The organism is Coleofasciculus sp. (assembly GCF_046539235.1).
In the GTDB taxonomy this organism is placed as follows: domain Bacteria; phylum Cyanobacteriota; class Cyanobacteriia; order Cyanobacteriales; family Coleofasciculaceae; genus Coleofasciculus.
On the sequence record NZ_JBKHHI010000152.1, the window covers coordinates 1 to 13,749 of the forward strand.

Annotated in this window: 12 protein-coding genes and 4 pseudogenes; 9 read left to right on the plus strand and 7 right to left on the minus strand. The window is 45.1% G+C overall.

Annotated elements, in window-relative coordinates; translation table 11 throughout:
• Positions 1 to 189 precede the first annotated feature (189 nt).
• On the minus strand, positions 190 to 588 hold the full coding sequence (locus ACLFWI_RS15020) for a DoxX family protein (RefSeq protein ID WP_446413596.1): 399 nt from the start codon (positions 586 to 588) through the stop codon (positions 190 to 192).
• Between the two features lie 445 nt (positions 589 to 1,033).
• Here ACLFWI_RS15020 and ACLFWI_RS15025 point away from each other — a divergent pair, with 445 nt between their 5' ends.
• On the plus strand, positions 1,034 to 1,750 hold the full coding sequence (locus ACLFWI_RS15025; RefSeq protein WP_446413597.1) for a response regulator: 717 nt from the start codon (positions 1,034 to 1,036) through the stop codon (positions 1,748 to 1,750).
• 158 nt (positions 1,751 to 1,908) lie between these two features.
• Here ACLFWI_RS15025 and ACLFWI_RS15030 read toward each other — a convergent pair whose 3' ends face one another.
• On the minus strand, positions 1,909 to 2,166 hold the full coding sequence (locus ACLFWI_RS15030) for a hypothetical protein (protein WP_446413598.1): 258 nt from the start codon (positions 2,164 to 2,166) through the stop codon (positions 1,909 to 1,911).
• Positions 2,167 to 2,298: 132 nt separating this feature from the next.
• Here ACLFWI_RS15030 and ACLFWI_RS15035 point away from each other — a divergent pair, with 132 nt between their 5' ends.
• From ACLFWI_RS15035 to ACLFWI_RS15055, 5 genes and pseudogenes are all read left to right on the plus strand, one after another.
• Positions 2,299 to 2,565 carry a hypothetical protein gene (locus tag ACLFWI_RS15035; RefSeq protein ID WP_044204786.1) on the plus strand — a complete coding sequence of 89 codons (267 nt, stop codon included), beginning with the start codon at positions 2,299 to 2,301 and terminating at the stop codon, positions 2,563 to 2,565.
• A gap of 23 nt (positions 2,566 to 2,588) precedes the next feature.
• Positions 2,589 to 3,251, plus strand: a pseudogene (locus ACLFWI_RS15040) (DEAD/DEAH box helicase); the annotation flags it as partial.
• A gap of 80 nt (positions 3,252 to 3,331) precedes the next feature.
• Positions 3,332 to 3,460: pseudogene (locus ACLFWI_RS15045) on the plus strand (SWIM zinc finger family protein); the annotation flags it as partial.
• Positions 3,461 to 3,506: 46 nt separating this feature from the next.
• A complete protein-coding gene (locus ACLFWI_RS15050; protein WP_446409876.1) occupies positions 3,507 to 4,169 on the plus strand; it encodes a Uma2 family endonuclease in 663 nt (220 codons plus the stop codon).
• Positions 4,166 to 4,324: pseudogene (locus tag ACLFWI_RS15055) on the plus strand (type II toxin-antitoxin system VapC family toxin); the annotation flags it as partial. The gene ACLFWI_RS15050 and the pseudogene ACLFWI_RS15055, both read left to right, overlap by 4 nt.
• A 123-nt stretch (positions 4,325 to 4,447) precedes the next feature.
• On the opposite strand, the gene ACLFWI_RS15060 reads toward ACLFWI_RS15055, so the two are convergent.
• On the minus strand, positions 4,448 to 5,473 hold the full coding sequence (locus tag ACLFWI_RS15060) for a hypothetical protein (RefSeq protein ID WP_446413599.1): 1,026 nt from the start codon (positions 5,471 to 5,473) through the stop codon (positions 4,448 to 4,450).
• Between the two features lie 212 nt (positions 5,474 to 5,685).
• Here ACLFWI_RS15060 and ACLFWI_RS15065 point away from each other — a divergent pair, with 212 nt between their 5' ends.
• From ACLFWI_RS15065 to ACLFWI_RS15075, 3 genes are all read left to right on the plus strand, one after another.
• Positions 5,686 to 6,423 (plus strand): DUF4230 domain-containing protein, encoded by a 738-nt coding sequence (locus ACLFWI_RS15065; RefSeq protein ID WP_446409874.1) that lies wholly within the window; start codon positions 5,686 to 5,688, stop codon positions 6,421 to 6,423.
• A 386-nt stretch (positions 6,424 to 6,809) separates the two neighbouring features.
• On the plus strand, positions 6,810 to 7,580 hold the full coding sequence (locus ACLFWI_RS15070; protein WP_446409873.1) for a peptidase: 771 nt from the start codon (positions 6,810 to 6,812) through the stop codon (positions 7,578 to 7,580).
• Positions 7,581 to 7,634: 54 nt separating this feature from the next.
• Entirely contained in the window at positions 7,635 to 8,528 is an 894-nt protein-coding gene (locus ACLFWI_RS15075) for a vitamin K epoxide reductase family protein (protein WP_446411003.1), read from the plus strand.
• Positions 8,529 to 8,597: 69 nt separating this feature from the next.
• On the opposite strand, the gene ACLFWI_RS15080 is transcribed toward ACLFWI_RS15075, so the two are convergent.
• The 4 genes and pseudogenes from ACLFWI_RS15080 to ACLFWI_RS15095 all read right to left on the minus strand — a co-directional run bounded on the left by ACLFWI_RS15080 (position 8,598) and on the right by ACLFWI_RS15095 (position 13,605).
• Positions 8,598 to 11,063, minus strand: coding sequence for a CHASE2 domain-containing protein (locus ACLFWI_RS15080; protein ID WP_446413600.1), 2,466 nt, complete (start codon positions 11,061 to 11,063; stop codon positions 8,598 to 8,600).
• Positions 11,064 to 11,316: 253 nt separating this feature from the next.
• Positions 11,317 to 11,604, minus strand: a pseudogene (locus tag ACLFWI_RS15085) (Uma2 family endonuclease); the annotation flags it as partial.
• A gap of 333 nt (positions 11,605 to 11,937) precedes the next feature.
• A complete protein-coding gene (ndk, locus tag ACLFWI_RS15090) occupies positions 11,938 to 12,387 on the minus strand; it encodes a nucleoside-diphosphate kinase (RefSeq protein ID WP_446413601.1) in 450 nt (149 codons plus the stop codon).
• 135 nt (positions 12,388 to 12,522) lie between these two features.
• A complete protein-coding gene (locus ACLFWI_RS15095; RefSeq protein WP_446413602.1) occupies positions 12,523 to 13,605 on the minus strand; it encodes a hypothetical protein in 1,083 nt (360 codons plus the stop codon).
• Between the last annotated feature and the right edge of the window lie 144 nt (positions 13,606 to 13,749).

A 13,749-nucleotide genomic window follows, 5' to 3' on the forward strand; every position in this document is an offset into this window, starting at 1 on the left:
GGTATTAATAGCGAGTCATTGGGTATTAATAGCGAGTCATTAGGTATTAATAGCGAGCAAGATGCAAAGCCTGCGGCATGGCTTCGCTAAACGCATTACAAGGAATTCGCCATTATTCCATTAAGTTTAAATTCCCAACAGCTTACATCTCCTTTCTATTCCCCAGTTTATTCTAATCAAATTACCAAGCTATTTCGCCGACTGCATAGAAGAGGAGTCGCTGTGCTGATCCAAACTAATTTCACCTGCACCAAATGCAACAACCATCAATAATCCGCCCATTAAGCCTAAATTCTTGAAAAAGGCATTTTCTTCTTCAGGAAACTGGGTGTGAAAAATCAAGGTTGTGGGAATTAAAAAGCCAATCAATAATAAGGCTCCCCAACGGGCTTTGTAACCGAATAAAACCGAGAGTCCGCCACCAATTAATATAATGATAGTAGGAATAAGAACGATACCCGCAAAAGGAATTCCGTTAGCAGCCATATACTCTTGAGTGCCAGCGAAACCGAAAATTTTACTAATCCCTGATTTGATAAAAATAGCGGAGAGGAAAATCCGAGCGACTAAAGGGAGGTACTTTTGCATAGTGGTTCCTGTGTTGATGAATAACTGTTCTACCCTTCAGGGTACAAGGTTCTGGAAGTCTAGAGACGCCTACCCTAAGCGTAGCAGTTACGGGGTTGCGATCGCGCTTTAGCTTCCAAGGTACGCTAAGATGCATGGCAATACCTGATTCCCCGTTAGACACCAAAACCCTCGACATACCGTAGGGTGGGTTTCGACTTCGCTCAACCCACCAGCCCTAAGTCAGCACCATTCATCCTCAGATAAGTACCTAGACATCAATTCTGTACCCTAAGAATGTTAACCACCCTCAAACCCTTACTCTTGCCTGTTGCCTGTTGCCTGTTGCCTATTGCCTCTCTCCACCACCAGACTTATTCAGCAAACCTTACTTACCATTGATACAACTCTTCGGCGACGCGAAACAATATCTGATTATTGGCAAACCTGATGTTCAAGATTGATAATGAGTAAAATTAGAGTCGTTTTAATTGAAGATCATGAACTCACTCGTATAGGCTTCAGAACAGCTTTGCAACAAAGTCATGAGATTGAATGGGTGGGTGAAGCTGCCAATGGTGCTGATGGGTTAAGCTTACTTGAAACAGTTAAACCAGATATTGAGATTGTTGACATTGGACTTCCTGATATGGATGGCATTGAGTTAACTCGACGCTTTCAAAAGATTAACGAGAATCAGCCAGGTTGTTCGACAAAAATTTTAATATTAACTTTAGAGGAAAATGAAGAAGCGGTTATGGCGGCATTGGCAGCCGGAGCGAGTTCATATTGCATGAAAACGATTGATTTTGAGCAGCTATTAAATGCGATTAAACGGACTCATAGAGGCGAGGTTTGGCTTGATCCCGGAATTGCTAAAATTGTTCTAAAACATAGCAGTTTAACTCAGGCTCAACCTGATATAGTACCCACCCAAGAAACAGCACCGATACAGGATTATATTAGCAAACCCAGTCAACTGATAGCGGCTTGCCCTTTAACTGAACAGGAGTTAGCGGTTTTGCAGTTCATTATTGAAGGGTATGATAATGAGGTAATTGCTAAACGGTTAGATATTCCAGTGGGAACAGTTCAACACTATGTCCAAAATGTTTTGGATAAACTTCGAGGTGATGATCGCACGCAATCAGCAGTTCAGGCGTTTCGTTCGCGGTTGATATAGTGTCAGAATCTGGACAGATGCTTCACTGCGTCGATAGAAGGAACATTGAAATGCAAGGGTTTAAGCCTTTATCGGTTCAAAACCAGGCAAAATAGCGAGCGAGACAGGCAAAATAGCGAGCGAGACGCAAAGCCTGCGGCATGGCTTCGCTTAACGCACTACAGCGATTCAATGAAAGTCGATAAGCGATTACCCACAATCAACCGAACGAGCCGATGCCCTATCACCTCGTAGCCTTTAATCCCTAGAGAACCCTTTTTCTCTTTTGCCCACGTTCCCAAAATCAACGTTTCGAGTTGCGTTAGCTTGCCAATCTCTGGAGGCAATTCCGTTAACCCTTTCCCTGATAAATCTAACTCTTTCCATCCCTCATTCGATGCCTGGTTAATGAGTGACAGCAACTCTTCCCGCGTCATACCATCCCCTATGCTGAATAGCTCTATTTTGACAGAGCTTGTCGGGGATGTCATGGTATTCAGCCTGCCAAGTAAGGGCAAATGCTTTCATGCTAAAGGTTAGGATTGAGAGTAGTGCATTCTGATTCAAGTATGGCAAAGCAGAAACAACCCCTCACCGGAAAAGCACTGATCAAGGAAGTCTGTCGGCGGATTCGGGTTGCCCGTAGCTACTGGGATGCTCACAATAATCCTGCCTGTCGCCGAGAACGCGATCGCGCTTTAGCTCTTTATAATACCCTGACCAAAGAACAAAAAGAACAGATCCCCCAAGTGTTGCGAGTGTGGCTTCGCTACCGCAGTGAAAAATACTTCGGCGCACACCGAACACCGCCCAAGTCGAAACGAAAGTCGAAATAATAAGTCCGGCAGAATCGGCAAAACTGGAAGATGCCGAAGGGATTAACCGCAAAGGGTTAATTTTGTCAACCCTATTGAAACTGAAACAAGTTTGCAATCATCCAGCCCAGTTTCTCCAAGATAACAGTGAATTCTCGCCCACGCGATCGCATAAATTAGAACGCCTGCTAGAAATGATTGAAGAAGTGAATGCAGAAGGGGAAAGTTTGCTGATTTTCACCCAATTTACGGAAATTGGTAGCGCCCTAACACACTATCTCAAACAGACCTTACATTACAACACCTATTATATTCATGGCGGAATCAGTCGTACCAAACGAGAGCAAATGATTACGGCGTTTCAAGACCCCGACACTGAACCCTCGGCGTTTATTCTATCCCTGAAAGCCGGAGGTGTCGGCAGAACTTTAACTAAAGCCAATCATGTATTCCATTTTGACCGTTGGTGGAACCCCGCCGTCGAAGACCAAGCCACTGACCGCGCCTTCCGGATTGGTCAAAAGAAGAATGTTTTTGTGCATAAATTCGTGGCATTAGGCACGTTAGAAGAACGGATTGACCAGATGATTGAAGATAAGAAAAAATTGTCGGGGGCGATTGTCGGGGCTGATGAGTCGTGGTTAACGGAGTTGGATAATGAACGGTTTAAACAGTTGATTGCTTTGAATAAAACCGCTATTTTATAAAGTTATGAGTGGGAATTTGAGTAAATTTTGGTGGGCAATGCCCACCCTACAAGTGCTATTCAATTTAGGAGTCAAGCAGAATGTCTAGATTTAGCCGAACCTGGTGGGGCAAACGCTTTATTGATGCCTTAGAATCCTTTACCGACTCAGGTAGACTGGGACGAGGGCGTTCTTATGCCAGTGGGGGTAAGATTAAAGAGTATAACTTGTTTATTATAGAATTTAAAAGCCGAAAGATTTAAATGGATGTTAATTATGTTACAATACGATCCGAAATTACGCCTACCAACAAGTGCTGAATTGCCTTGTTCCGATGATACGCCTGTGGATAACGAGAATCAAAATTTTATTCCAAACTTACTGTTATTTTTACTAAAGTTTATTTGGGGAAAGCGAACAGATTGGTTTTTTGGGGTGGATATGGGAATTTATCACACCACAGGAGTTAGTCCGTTGGTTCCTGTAGTTCCCGATGGCTTTTTGAGTTTAGGGGTTGAACGTCATCGGCAAGGTAGACAGAGGAAAAGCTATGTAGTTTGGGAAGAAAATGGTGTTGTTCCGATTTTTGTCTTAGAAGTGGCATCGCGAACACCGGGGGGAGAATACGATACGAAGATGGGAATTTATGCCAACTTGGGAGTTTTATATTATCTAGTTTATAACCCCGATTATTGGCAGCGAGATAGGCATCAACCTTTTGAGATTTACCGCTTAGTAGAGGGAGAGTATCAACTGCAAATTGGTGAACCTTACTGGATGCCAGAAGTTGGCTTAGGGATTGGACGTGCGCCTTACCAAGATGGTGAACTAGAGATTGAAGCGTTGTATTGGTACAATCAGCAGGGTGTCCGTTATTTAACACCTGAAGAACAATTAGCCCGTTATCAAGAACGTTTTGGCGAATTACCAGAGGATTAAAAGGAGAACTTAGACAAATGGGCAGACCAACCGGGCAACTTGATGCCTTAATTGCAGCCGTTGCCCGTTCTCGCACGGAGATTTTAGTTATAAATAACACACGTCACTTTATCAACATTCAGAATCTGCAACTTGAGGACGGGTTAATTTTTTAACCCCAATAATCCTATTGGTAGGAAATCCCCCAAAAATCTAAGTCAATTTGTTGACGATGCACATTCTTCATTATTACGCGATCGCTCTAGTCGTGCGACCATCTTAGTCGCTATGCCTATTACTTACAAATGGGGGAATAACTTCAAGAAAGATTGCCGATAAAAATTCAAAACTCGTTGAGTATAATCCGCCGTGGAACCCTGATTATATTGCTGAGGATCACCCGTCATCCACCAAGCCGCCGCTCGCTGTACCGCTACTGTCTCATTGTTACCACTCGCCTCATACTGTTCATTAAACACATCTCCCATCACACAAACTAAAATAGTACGGGCAGTCGCCGGACTCGCTGCAAAATCGGCGGGTGTTAGTTCCTCTCCAATACATTGATTAGACCAACGGGGAATATTTTCTGGTTTAATTTGCCAATCACTGTAAAGTCCATCATTTTCGATTCCCGTTTGTGGTGCGGCGCGTCGTAGTGCTTCCACTAAAGCAGCGACTTTTGTGTCAGAAATCGCGTTATTAGCTGAAGAACGGGCAGCGGCTTGAGGTTGAGAGGCGGCTGACGATGGACTTTCCGTCGGTTGAGCAGACGATGCTGGTTTTGCCGCAGAGGGAGTCGTGGTGGGTTGAGCGGGAGTTGCAGGTTGTTGCGCTTGGGGATTGCGGCGTTGCTGTTGGTAATTTTTCAGAACATTCTGAATGTAAGTGTAGGTGTAAGAGTTTCGAGGAACGCTATTATATTGACTTCCATCCCCAGTCATCCACCAAGCGGCTGCTCGTTGTATTGCCACGGACTCATTATTATTACTGGCGCGATACTGCTCATTCAACACATCCCGCATCACGCAAACCAAAATAGCCCGCGCCGTTACAGGAGAGGCTTCAAAATCGGTCGGTGAAAGTTCCCGTCCAATACATTGCTTTGACCATCGGGGAATGTTACCTGGTTTAATTTGCCAGTCGCTATAGAGTCCATCATCTGCCCTCCCCGTTTGCGGTGCGGCTAGTCGCAGGGCTTCCACAAGCGCTGAAACTTGAGCATTAGAGACTTGAGCGGATACCGGGGAACTCCAGAATCCCAGAGAAAGTAACGCTGTACTCAGTAGGACTCGTTGAACTGGTTTAATGAATCTGAAACCCATTGGCGATAACCCTCATTTAGTTAAACAAGTCAATCGTAGGGGTGGTTTTAGAATCAATTGTAGGGGTGGGTTTAGACATTAACGCTAACTTACCCGCCAATAATTGTTCAACACAACCCGCCTTTATCTAATTGTAGGGGCTACGTTCTTCTGCCAAAGCGCTAATCTTATACTTAGAGACACCCAGACAGCCCGGTTGAAGGAGCAGTGCGATGAATAATCCATTTGACAAATATCAGATTAGTCCCCATAAGTTCGGGATACTGAGAAACCTGATGCTAATGACTACAGGCGCTACGGTAGTTGTCGCCCTGATTTTTGGCATTGGGGTATGGCGAACTGGGTCTCGTTTTCTGGGACAAGTGACGACGCTATTTAGCACCCCTCAACCCGCACCTGAAGTTGACGTGCGCTCCTTGATTGTCCAGCAAGTGCGGGAGGCTAGCGACTTGACCACGGCGGTGTTTACGATGGAGGCGGTGGTTCCGACTCGTCAAGCTCGGACTTTGGCTGGGTATGCGATCGCAGAAACCACACTCCTTTATATTGCTTATGGTGAGGTGCGGGCTGGTGTCGATTTGGCAGAGTTAAAACCAGAAAATGTGCAAACTGTCAATGATACGCTGCAACTTCAACTCCCACCCCCCAAAATTTTAGATAGCAAAATTGACGTGAATCGGTCTCAGGTGTATGACTATGATCGCGGCTTCTTGGGATTAGGACCCGATACAGCACCCCAGTTGCAGATGTTGGCGCAACAAGAGACATTGAAGAAAATTGTCTTCAATGCCTGTGAGCAAGGTGTATTAGATAAAGCCAACGAACGCGCCGAACTGGTTGTGGGTCAGTTGTTGACGACAGCCGGATATAAACAGGTGGAGGTAAATACTCAATCCCCTGTACCGGGTACTTGTCAGTCAGCGGCGTTAGCCTCTCAGCCTGGTAATTGAGGAGATAGGGAGCAATGTAGAGACGTGCCATGGCACGTTTGGGAGATAGGTGTCAGATCAGGGAGATTCTGTAGGGGCGGGTTTCACTACTATCTTTTTGGTTACACCCAGATTTAACTAAACCCGCCCCGACTTTACATAAGACAAATGACAAATGACCAATTTTTTGTCCCAGAAGTCCCTCAGGAGGATTACGCTGGAATTAGAGGACTTGTAAATATACCAATGAAGATGCGTAGGAGTAGTATAAAACCTTACCAAAGGGACAATTCGCTAATCCAGTCCAGGCAACATCAGTCTACGCCGTGCCATCAATTGGCGAATGCGGGTGAACCCTGGTGTTTACATCGGGTTCTCAGTCGAATTCATGAGGACGTAATTTGGCAATGACTTACTGTCTGGGTATTATTAACCGTTTTGGTATAGTCTTAGCGGCAGATTCTCGCACCAATGCCGGGGTAGACTATATTTCTACTTACAATAAGCTTTTTGATTTTTCCCTGCCAGGAGAGCGAGCGATTGTTATTTGTACATCGGGAAACCTTTCGATTACCCAAGGGGTGATCAATCGGTTGCATGGGGATCTACAAAGTCAGGAAGAACTGAATATCCACTCCCTCCCGAATATGTATGAAGTAACTCGTTATATTGGCAGCAAACTGCGACAAATTCAAGATCAAGACCGTCCTTGGTTAGAACGCGATCGCATTGATTTTAACTGTAGTTTGTTAGTCGGGGGGCAAATTCGCGGCGAACAACCGCAACTCTATCTGATTTACACCCAAGGGAATTTTATTCAAGCCACGCGGGAAACACCGTTTTTGCAAATTGGCGAAACCAAGTATGGCAAACCCATTCTCGACCGAACTCTCACTTATGATATGCCACTAGAGGCTGTTGCCAAGTGCGCTCTGCTGTCTATCGATTCAACCATGAAATCGAATATTTCAGTCGGACCCCCAATTAACTTGGTCATGTATGAAGCTGGCACATTTATGGCTCACCAGAAACTGCAACTGCGCTTAGGTGATCCCTATCTGGCAAAGATTCGCAAATTGTGGGAAGATTCGTTACGACGGGCATTTGAATCCATGCCAAATATTGAATGGCAGCATCCAGTAGAGGATAATCAACAAGAAGATATTCTGATTGATTAAATTCCCTATTCCTTGACGAATGACAAATGACGAATGACAAATGACAAATGACAAATGACGAATGACAAAGGACAAATAACAAACCGATATTGGATTGGAGCGATCGCGGTTTTGGGAATGCTGGAGACGGCATTTCTCACCGTGGTTGAATGGTTGGGAAAAGCGGCGGAGATTTGTCCCACTCATGGCTGTCAGGCGGTGCTAGAAAGCCCTTATGCCCAGGTTTTTGGACTCCCTCTCCCCCTATTGGGATTTCTTGCCTATACCACGTTGGCAGGGGTTACTCTAGCACCTTTGGCGATTAAATCCTTGTCATCCGAGTGGGTGGAATCCAGTTGGCTGGTTATGCTGGCAATTACTACCTGTATGCTGGTGAGTAGCAGCTATCTGATGGTGGTGATGCTGTTTATTGTCAAGGGTATTTGTCCCTACTGCATCGCCTCGGCGCTGTTATCCCTCTCCCTATTCGTGTTAACCGCGATCGGTCATGATTGGCAAGATATTGGACAAGTCACCCTGACAGGATTGGCGGTTGGTTTGCTGACGTTCACGGGGATAGTGGGAGTCTATACTCAGGTTCCTAGCGCTAGCGCTACTACAGGAGAATCCAGTCCACCCATTACCCATATCTCCGGTGCAGCTGAACTTGCCTTGGCACGTCATTTGAACACTGTAGGGGCAAAGATGTATGGTGCATTTACTTGCCCTCATTGTCACGAACAAAAACAACTTTTTGGTCAAGCGGCATTTAATCAAATTGATTACATTGAATGTCATCCTCGTGGTAAAAATGCCCAACCCGAACGCTGTCAAGCCGCTAATATTAAAGGGGTTCCCACCTGGGAAATTAAGGGACAGTTTTATTCAGGGGTGCAACCATTAGAACGATTGGCAGATATTTCGGGTTATCAGGGTTCAGAGGCGTTTAAGTACGAGTTTCCTTATTGATCCTATCGCGCTCTTGACCATCCAGGATGGTAAATGGTATAAGTTGTCAGAAATAAACACTGTATTCCGTTAATATTTACCGTTCAATCGTCTGCCCAAAATAGGTAGTGCGTAAATCCAAATTGTAACTGATGGTAAAAACAAGGGAACCAATAGGGCGGCAGAAATATAAACCTGTAAGCTAATGATTCCATAAATAGCAGTGGCACTGGTTAATAGTACCAACCATTGCCATGTCTTAATTTGTCGGCGTTCACTGATGAGTAATACCATTCCTTTACCGAGAAATGCCGCAATACCAACCATCCATAAATCTGGTATTGGAATTACTAATCGCTGGCTTAATAAATGGTGCATAGTATAGGCATGAGATTCACCTCCAGTAAATACCGGGGGATACTGACGTTGCGGATTTTGCGATCGCCAATAGTCTACAGCCATAGGAATGGGAAAGTTATCACTCCCTCCATCGGTTACCCCAGCTTGGTCATATCCGCCCGCTGCAATCAGGACAACTTGCTGGTTTAATTGTGCCGCTGTTGGTGCGTTATCAGTATTTTCCAGTAACTCCCAAGCGGCAATTGTTTGATAAGCATAATCGGGGGGAATGGAAAAATCAATAATTGGATATAACCAAAGTTGTTGGAAATTTCGTGATAGGCTAGTCATTGCCGGAAGGCGCAACGGATGCAAAAATTCGGTGAGGGGATTGGGTGCGGGATTATTGTCTAAATAGTGAATGAATCGGGTGCGTAAATTTGCCGATGAATCTGTCTCGGTTAATCGCTGCGGTTGGGGTAAATTTGGAGCCAGTGTTTGATTAGCGGCGTGGGCGAGGGCTAATAAATAGGCAAAGGAACAACTATCGGCACAATTGGTATTAGGGGGGAGAAGTTTGGTATACCAAAGCGGCGCATTAATATAAGCCTCTAAACTCCAATTGGGGTGAGCGAGACTATCAATTATTCCTAGTTCTTCGTTCCCAGTTTTTGCCGAAGCAAAGACTAACCAGGTTTGTTTTTTGTCAATGGATTGCTGAATAGACTGGGCGAGAACATCATCTTCATCGGTGGGACTATCCAGGAGATAATCTAACCCAATAACTTTGGCATCTAAGGCGGTAAGCTGATCAATGAGACGGGCTAAATAGGTGCGGTCAATGGGATTAATTCGTCGCGCATCAATATTGGCGTGGATGAGAGACTCGCGGTCAATATGCACTAAAAGAACAGGGGGAGATTTCTCTGTAGGAAGCTGTTCAGTAATGTTCCGATAAACCGACTGCATCCAAACCCGCCGTTCTAGTAGAAAATCTTGCACCCCAGGGCGTAAACTAAGAAACATGAGAACCAAAAGTGCGATCGCTTCGGGTTTCGTCGGTAACCACCGCTTGACCCGTTGCTTCCAGCCTGTGGGTTCTAAGCGAAACGGGGGGGCGTCAGGATGGCGAAATAGGGAGGGAACTAGATAGGCGCTAGGATAGGTGAGATGCTTTTCTAATTTGAGATACTGACAGGCTTCCCGCAGGGATTCTTGCACATCATGAAACTGGGCTAACCGTTGCAGAAACTGCACCAGGAATTCTTGGGCGACTTGATTGTGAATCGGTTCTCGCATCACCGCCACCTGAGGAAAGCCCAAATCAATCAGGGAATTGGCTAAACTGAGTCCATTACAGGAGTTAAACAGGGCAAACTGTAATCCGCGTTCCTTGGCGATTTTCAGAGGAGTGGCGATTTCACTGAAATTCAGAGACACTCCTGGCGCGATCGCAAACTCTCCTCCGGTTAATATAGTTTCATTACTATGACCTGCGAAAAATAAGATATCCCAGCCTTGTGTATCGGTAATGTGCTTGACAATTTCCGTTTTTAATGCATCCGTTTCCTGTCCCGGTTGCCAACCGACAAACACAACCTCAGCAATTCCAGTAAGCGATCGCACCGCCTCTTGATCCGCCTTAAAATTTAACCCGGTATCATCTCCCCAAATCACCAAAACCCGCGCCCGTCGCCGCCGCCTGGGTGTCACCGTTGTCCCTTGAATCGTCAGAGGTGTTCGCAGGATATAAATTTGAGAGGATACCGCAAACTCGGTACCAATTTCCCAGGCTTCCCAGGGTAATCGGGCGAGTTCTAGGGGATTACAGGTGATAAAGATTTCGATAATCGGGGTAGTATCTTTCATCCCCTGATCTCGAACCGCCTGAACGATACGAGAACGAAGTTCAAACAACTCCCCTCGCCGCAACCATTGATGAAACTCGTAGAGTAACTTTGCCTCAGCTTGAACCAGTTTAGCGTGCCAATCGACGGGTGGTTTGCTCAAGTTCCCCATCTGAGACACCCGCCCTCGCAGCGCTTGCTTATAGAAACTCAGATAGACTGAACTCCACTCCTGATACAGTGTGGTTAGGGTTTCCGGATAAGGTACAGTCACACCAATTTGTTGTCCTCGTCCCCAGGACAACTCAAACAGACAAGCCTGTTCGACGCGCTGCACTTTGAGATAGAACACAAAACGGTTGGGAGTCATAGTCGATAGGAATCGCCAATTGGCAACTAAGGTGCCTCGTTTATTGATTCTATCTCTCAGCCATCAAGGGGATATGCAGTTTACTATTCTAAGGTGATTAGATGAACGAACAATCCCCCGCGTTTTCAACCGGGGGACTGTCAACTTAGTCGGTGAACAGGAACCCAGCCATCATCATTGACGCCAGTATGTGATGCATCGTCAGTAAGCGTAATAGCGGTTTGTAGAGACGTTGCATGCAACGTCTCTACTTAAAGGAATTATCCCGTTCATCACAAGTTACCGTGACATCGGGATAGTAATAAATACTAGCCGCTTCAATCTGGACTTTCATATCTGCCATGTAAGGGATACAACCTCTCCCCCGCAGATGGCTTCTTAGCATTGCAAATAGGTTGCCTGCAATAGTCACATGGGCTTTACTAGCACCTGCCATGGCATAAACTTCCCCACGAATATATTCATGCTTGATTAGGGACACTCTCTCTCCTTCTAAATAGTCTTCTGGAGAGATATAGGCGTAATTTGGACTCACTGTCATTTGAAAAAGACTCCCTTTTTTATTGTCACTTAGGATTTACGCAATTTGAGGATTAAAACTATAGGGGTAGGGTGGGCATTGCCCACGCGACTACCAAGCTGTGATGTATTTAAATTGGGTATTAGTAGCAGGCAAGATGCAAAGCCTGCGGCATGGCTTCGCTAAACGCACGACAAGAATTTCCCTATTATTGACAATAACGTTTAAATGATCAACCGCTTATTGATAAGGTGGGCAATGCCCACCCTACATGAGACTGTGCGTAAGTCCTATTACTGTTATTGTTGGGGTACACTATATCGTACCCCGACAAACAATAAATCGATCAAATCCTTACTCGTAAATCCAAGGATTGATGGTTGGTTGCCAACTTACCAGTTCCTCATCCTTAAACCAAAGCTTAATTTCCTGTTGGGCGGTTTCTAACGCATCCGAACCATGAATCAGGTTGCGACCAACCGTGACCCCAAAATCACCCCGAATCGTTCCCGGTTCAGCGCTGAGAGGATTGGTTCCACCAATGATTTTCCGGGCGGAGGCGATAATCCCCTCCCCTTCCCAAACCATTGCCACAACAGGACCAGAGGTGATAAATTCAATCAGTCCAGCAAAAAACCCCTTGTCTTTGTGAACCGCATAATGTTGTTCTGCTAGTTCGCGGCTAACACTCATCAGCTTAAGTCCCACCAGGGTAAAGCCTTTGGTTTCAAACCGTTGGATAATTTCACCCACCAGATTACGCTGAACGCCATCTGGCTTAATCATCAAAAATGTCCGCTCCAAGTTTCTCTCCTCAACATTTTTTACAAATTGCCAAACCCAGATTAGACCATATTCGTGTCCATTGCCCAATTATCTTGGTTCCGCAAGGCGAGAGACGTTGCATGCAACGTCTCTACATATATGCCTAATGTCTATTTACTTGGTCTTGGTTTGCCCTTTAGCCTGTTCTAAGGCGATTTCTTTCAGCGCCTGATAAGAATTGGAATTTGAGGTTCCTTCAATTGCCTTAACTGCTAAATCCTGCACCTGTTTCAGCGCCGCATCCAGTTGTTTGGAGAGATTTTCAAGGCGGGATTCTTGATTTTTAATGGTTTCTTGCAGCGATTCAATTCGTAGGTTATAGAAGCGCTTTTGTCCGTCGATTTCTAACTGTTGTAAATCTGCCTTAACTTTAACTTGATTATTCGCGATCGCCTTTCCTTGTTCTTTGGCTTTCTTCACTGCCGCTTCCTTCTCTTGGTCAAAGGCGTCTACCTTAGATTTTAACTCATCAAACGTCTTTTCCTGTTGTGCGATCGCCTTTTCTCGCTCCTGCCATTGCTGTTGTTGCGCTTGATTGGCTTCTGCCAATTCCTTGTACAGGGTTTTCTGTTGCTGTTCGTAAGCATCCTGATCTAAATTACGACGTAATTCCAAATCATACTTGTACTCTTGCTCGTCCCGTTGACGACTTCTTTGATGGTCTTCGTTCCGTTCCTTAATTGCCTGTTGATGTTCAGCTTGCTCTTTTTGCCAAGCTTGACGCAAGTCCTGAATTTCTTGTTCTAATGCCTCTCGCTGTTGACTGAGTTCGGCTTCAAAGGTTTTTGAGTTTTCTTCGTAAGTTTCAATTAACTCATCCAGGGTATCTTCTTCAATGTCGTCTAAATCATATAAGGCTTCAAGCTGTTGTGTTTCTTCGGCAACCGCTTGGCGCAATTCTTGTAAACTTGCGGCTTCAGTTGTGAGTTTTTCCGATAACTCACTCACCGCTCCCCCAAATCCAACTTGCAACTCAACCAGGCAATCCATTGTTGCTGTCATTTTATCAGAAGCGGTAGACAGCTTTTTACTCACGATTCCGGATTGCTGACCATTTGGGGACGCGCCGTTATTTTTGACCTCTTTCTGAAGTTGTTTTAGTTTACTTTCTAACTCTTTCCGTTCTTTCCATAATTCTTCATAAGATTCGAGGATTTCAGCTTTGGTGTTTTTGCTATTGGGTTTGCTTGCCATAATTCTTACCTCGTATATTCTGAATCGTGATGGATAATCGTTGCTCTTTGCTGAAAAATGGTCAAATGCCATTCGTGTTAACGGTTGGGTCAGGGCGGGTTTAGTTAAGTTATCGGTTTTGTCCAAAACGTTATCGGTAAAACCCGC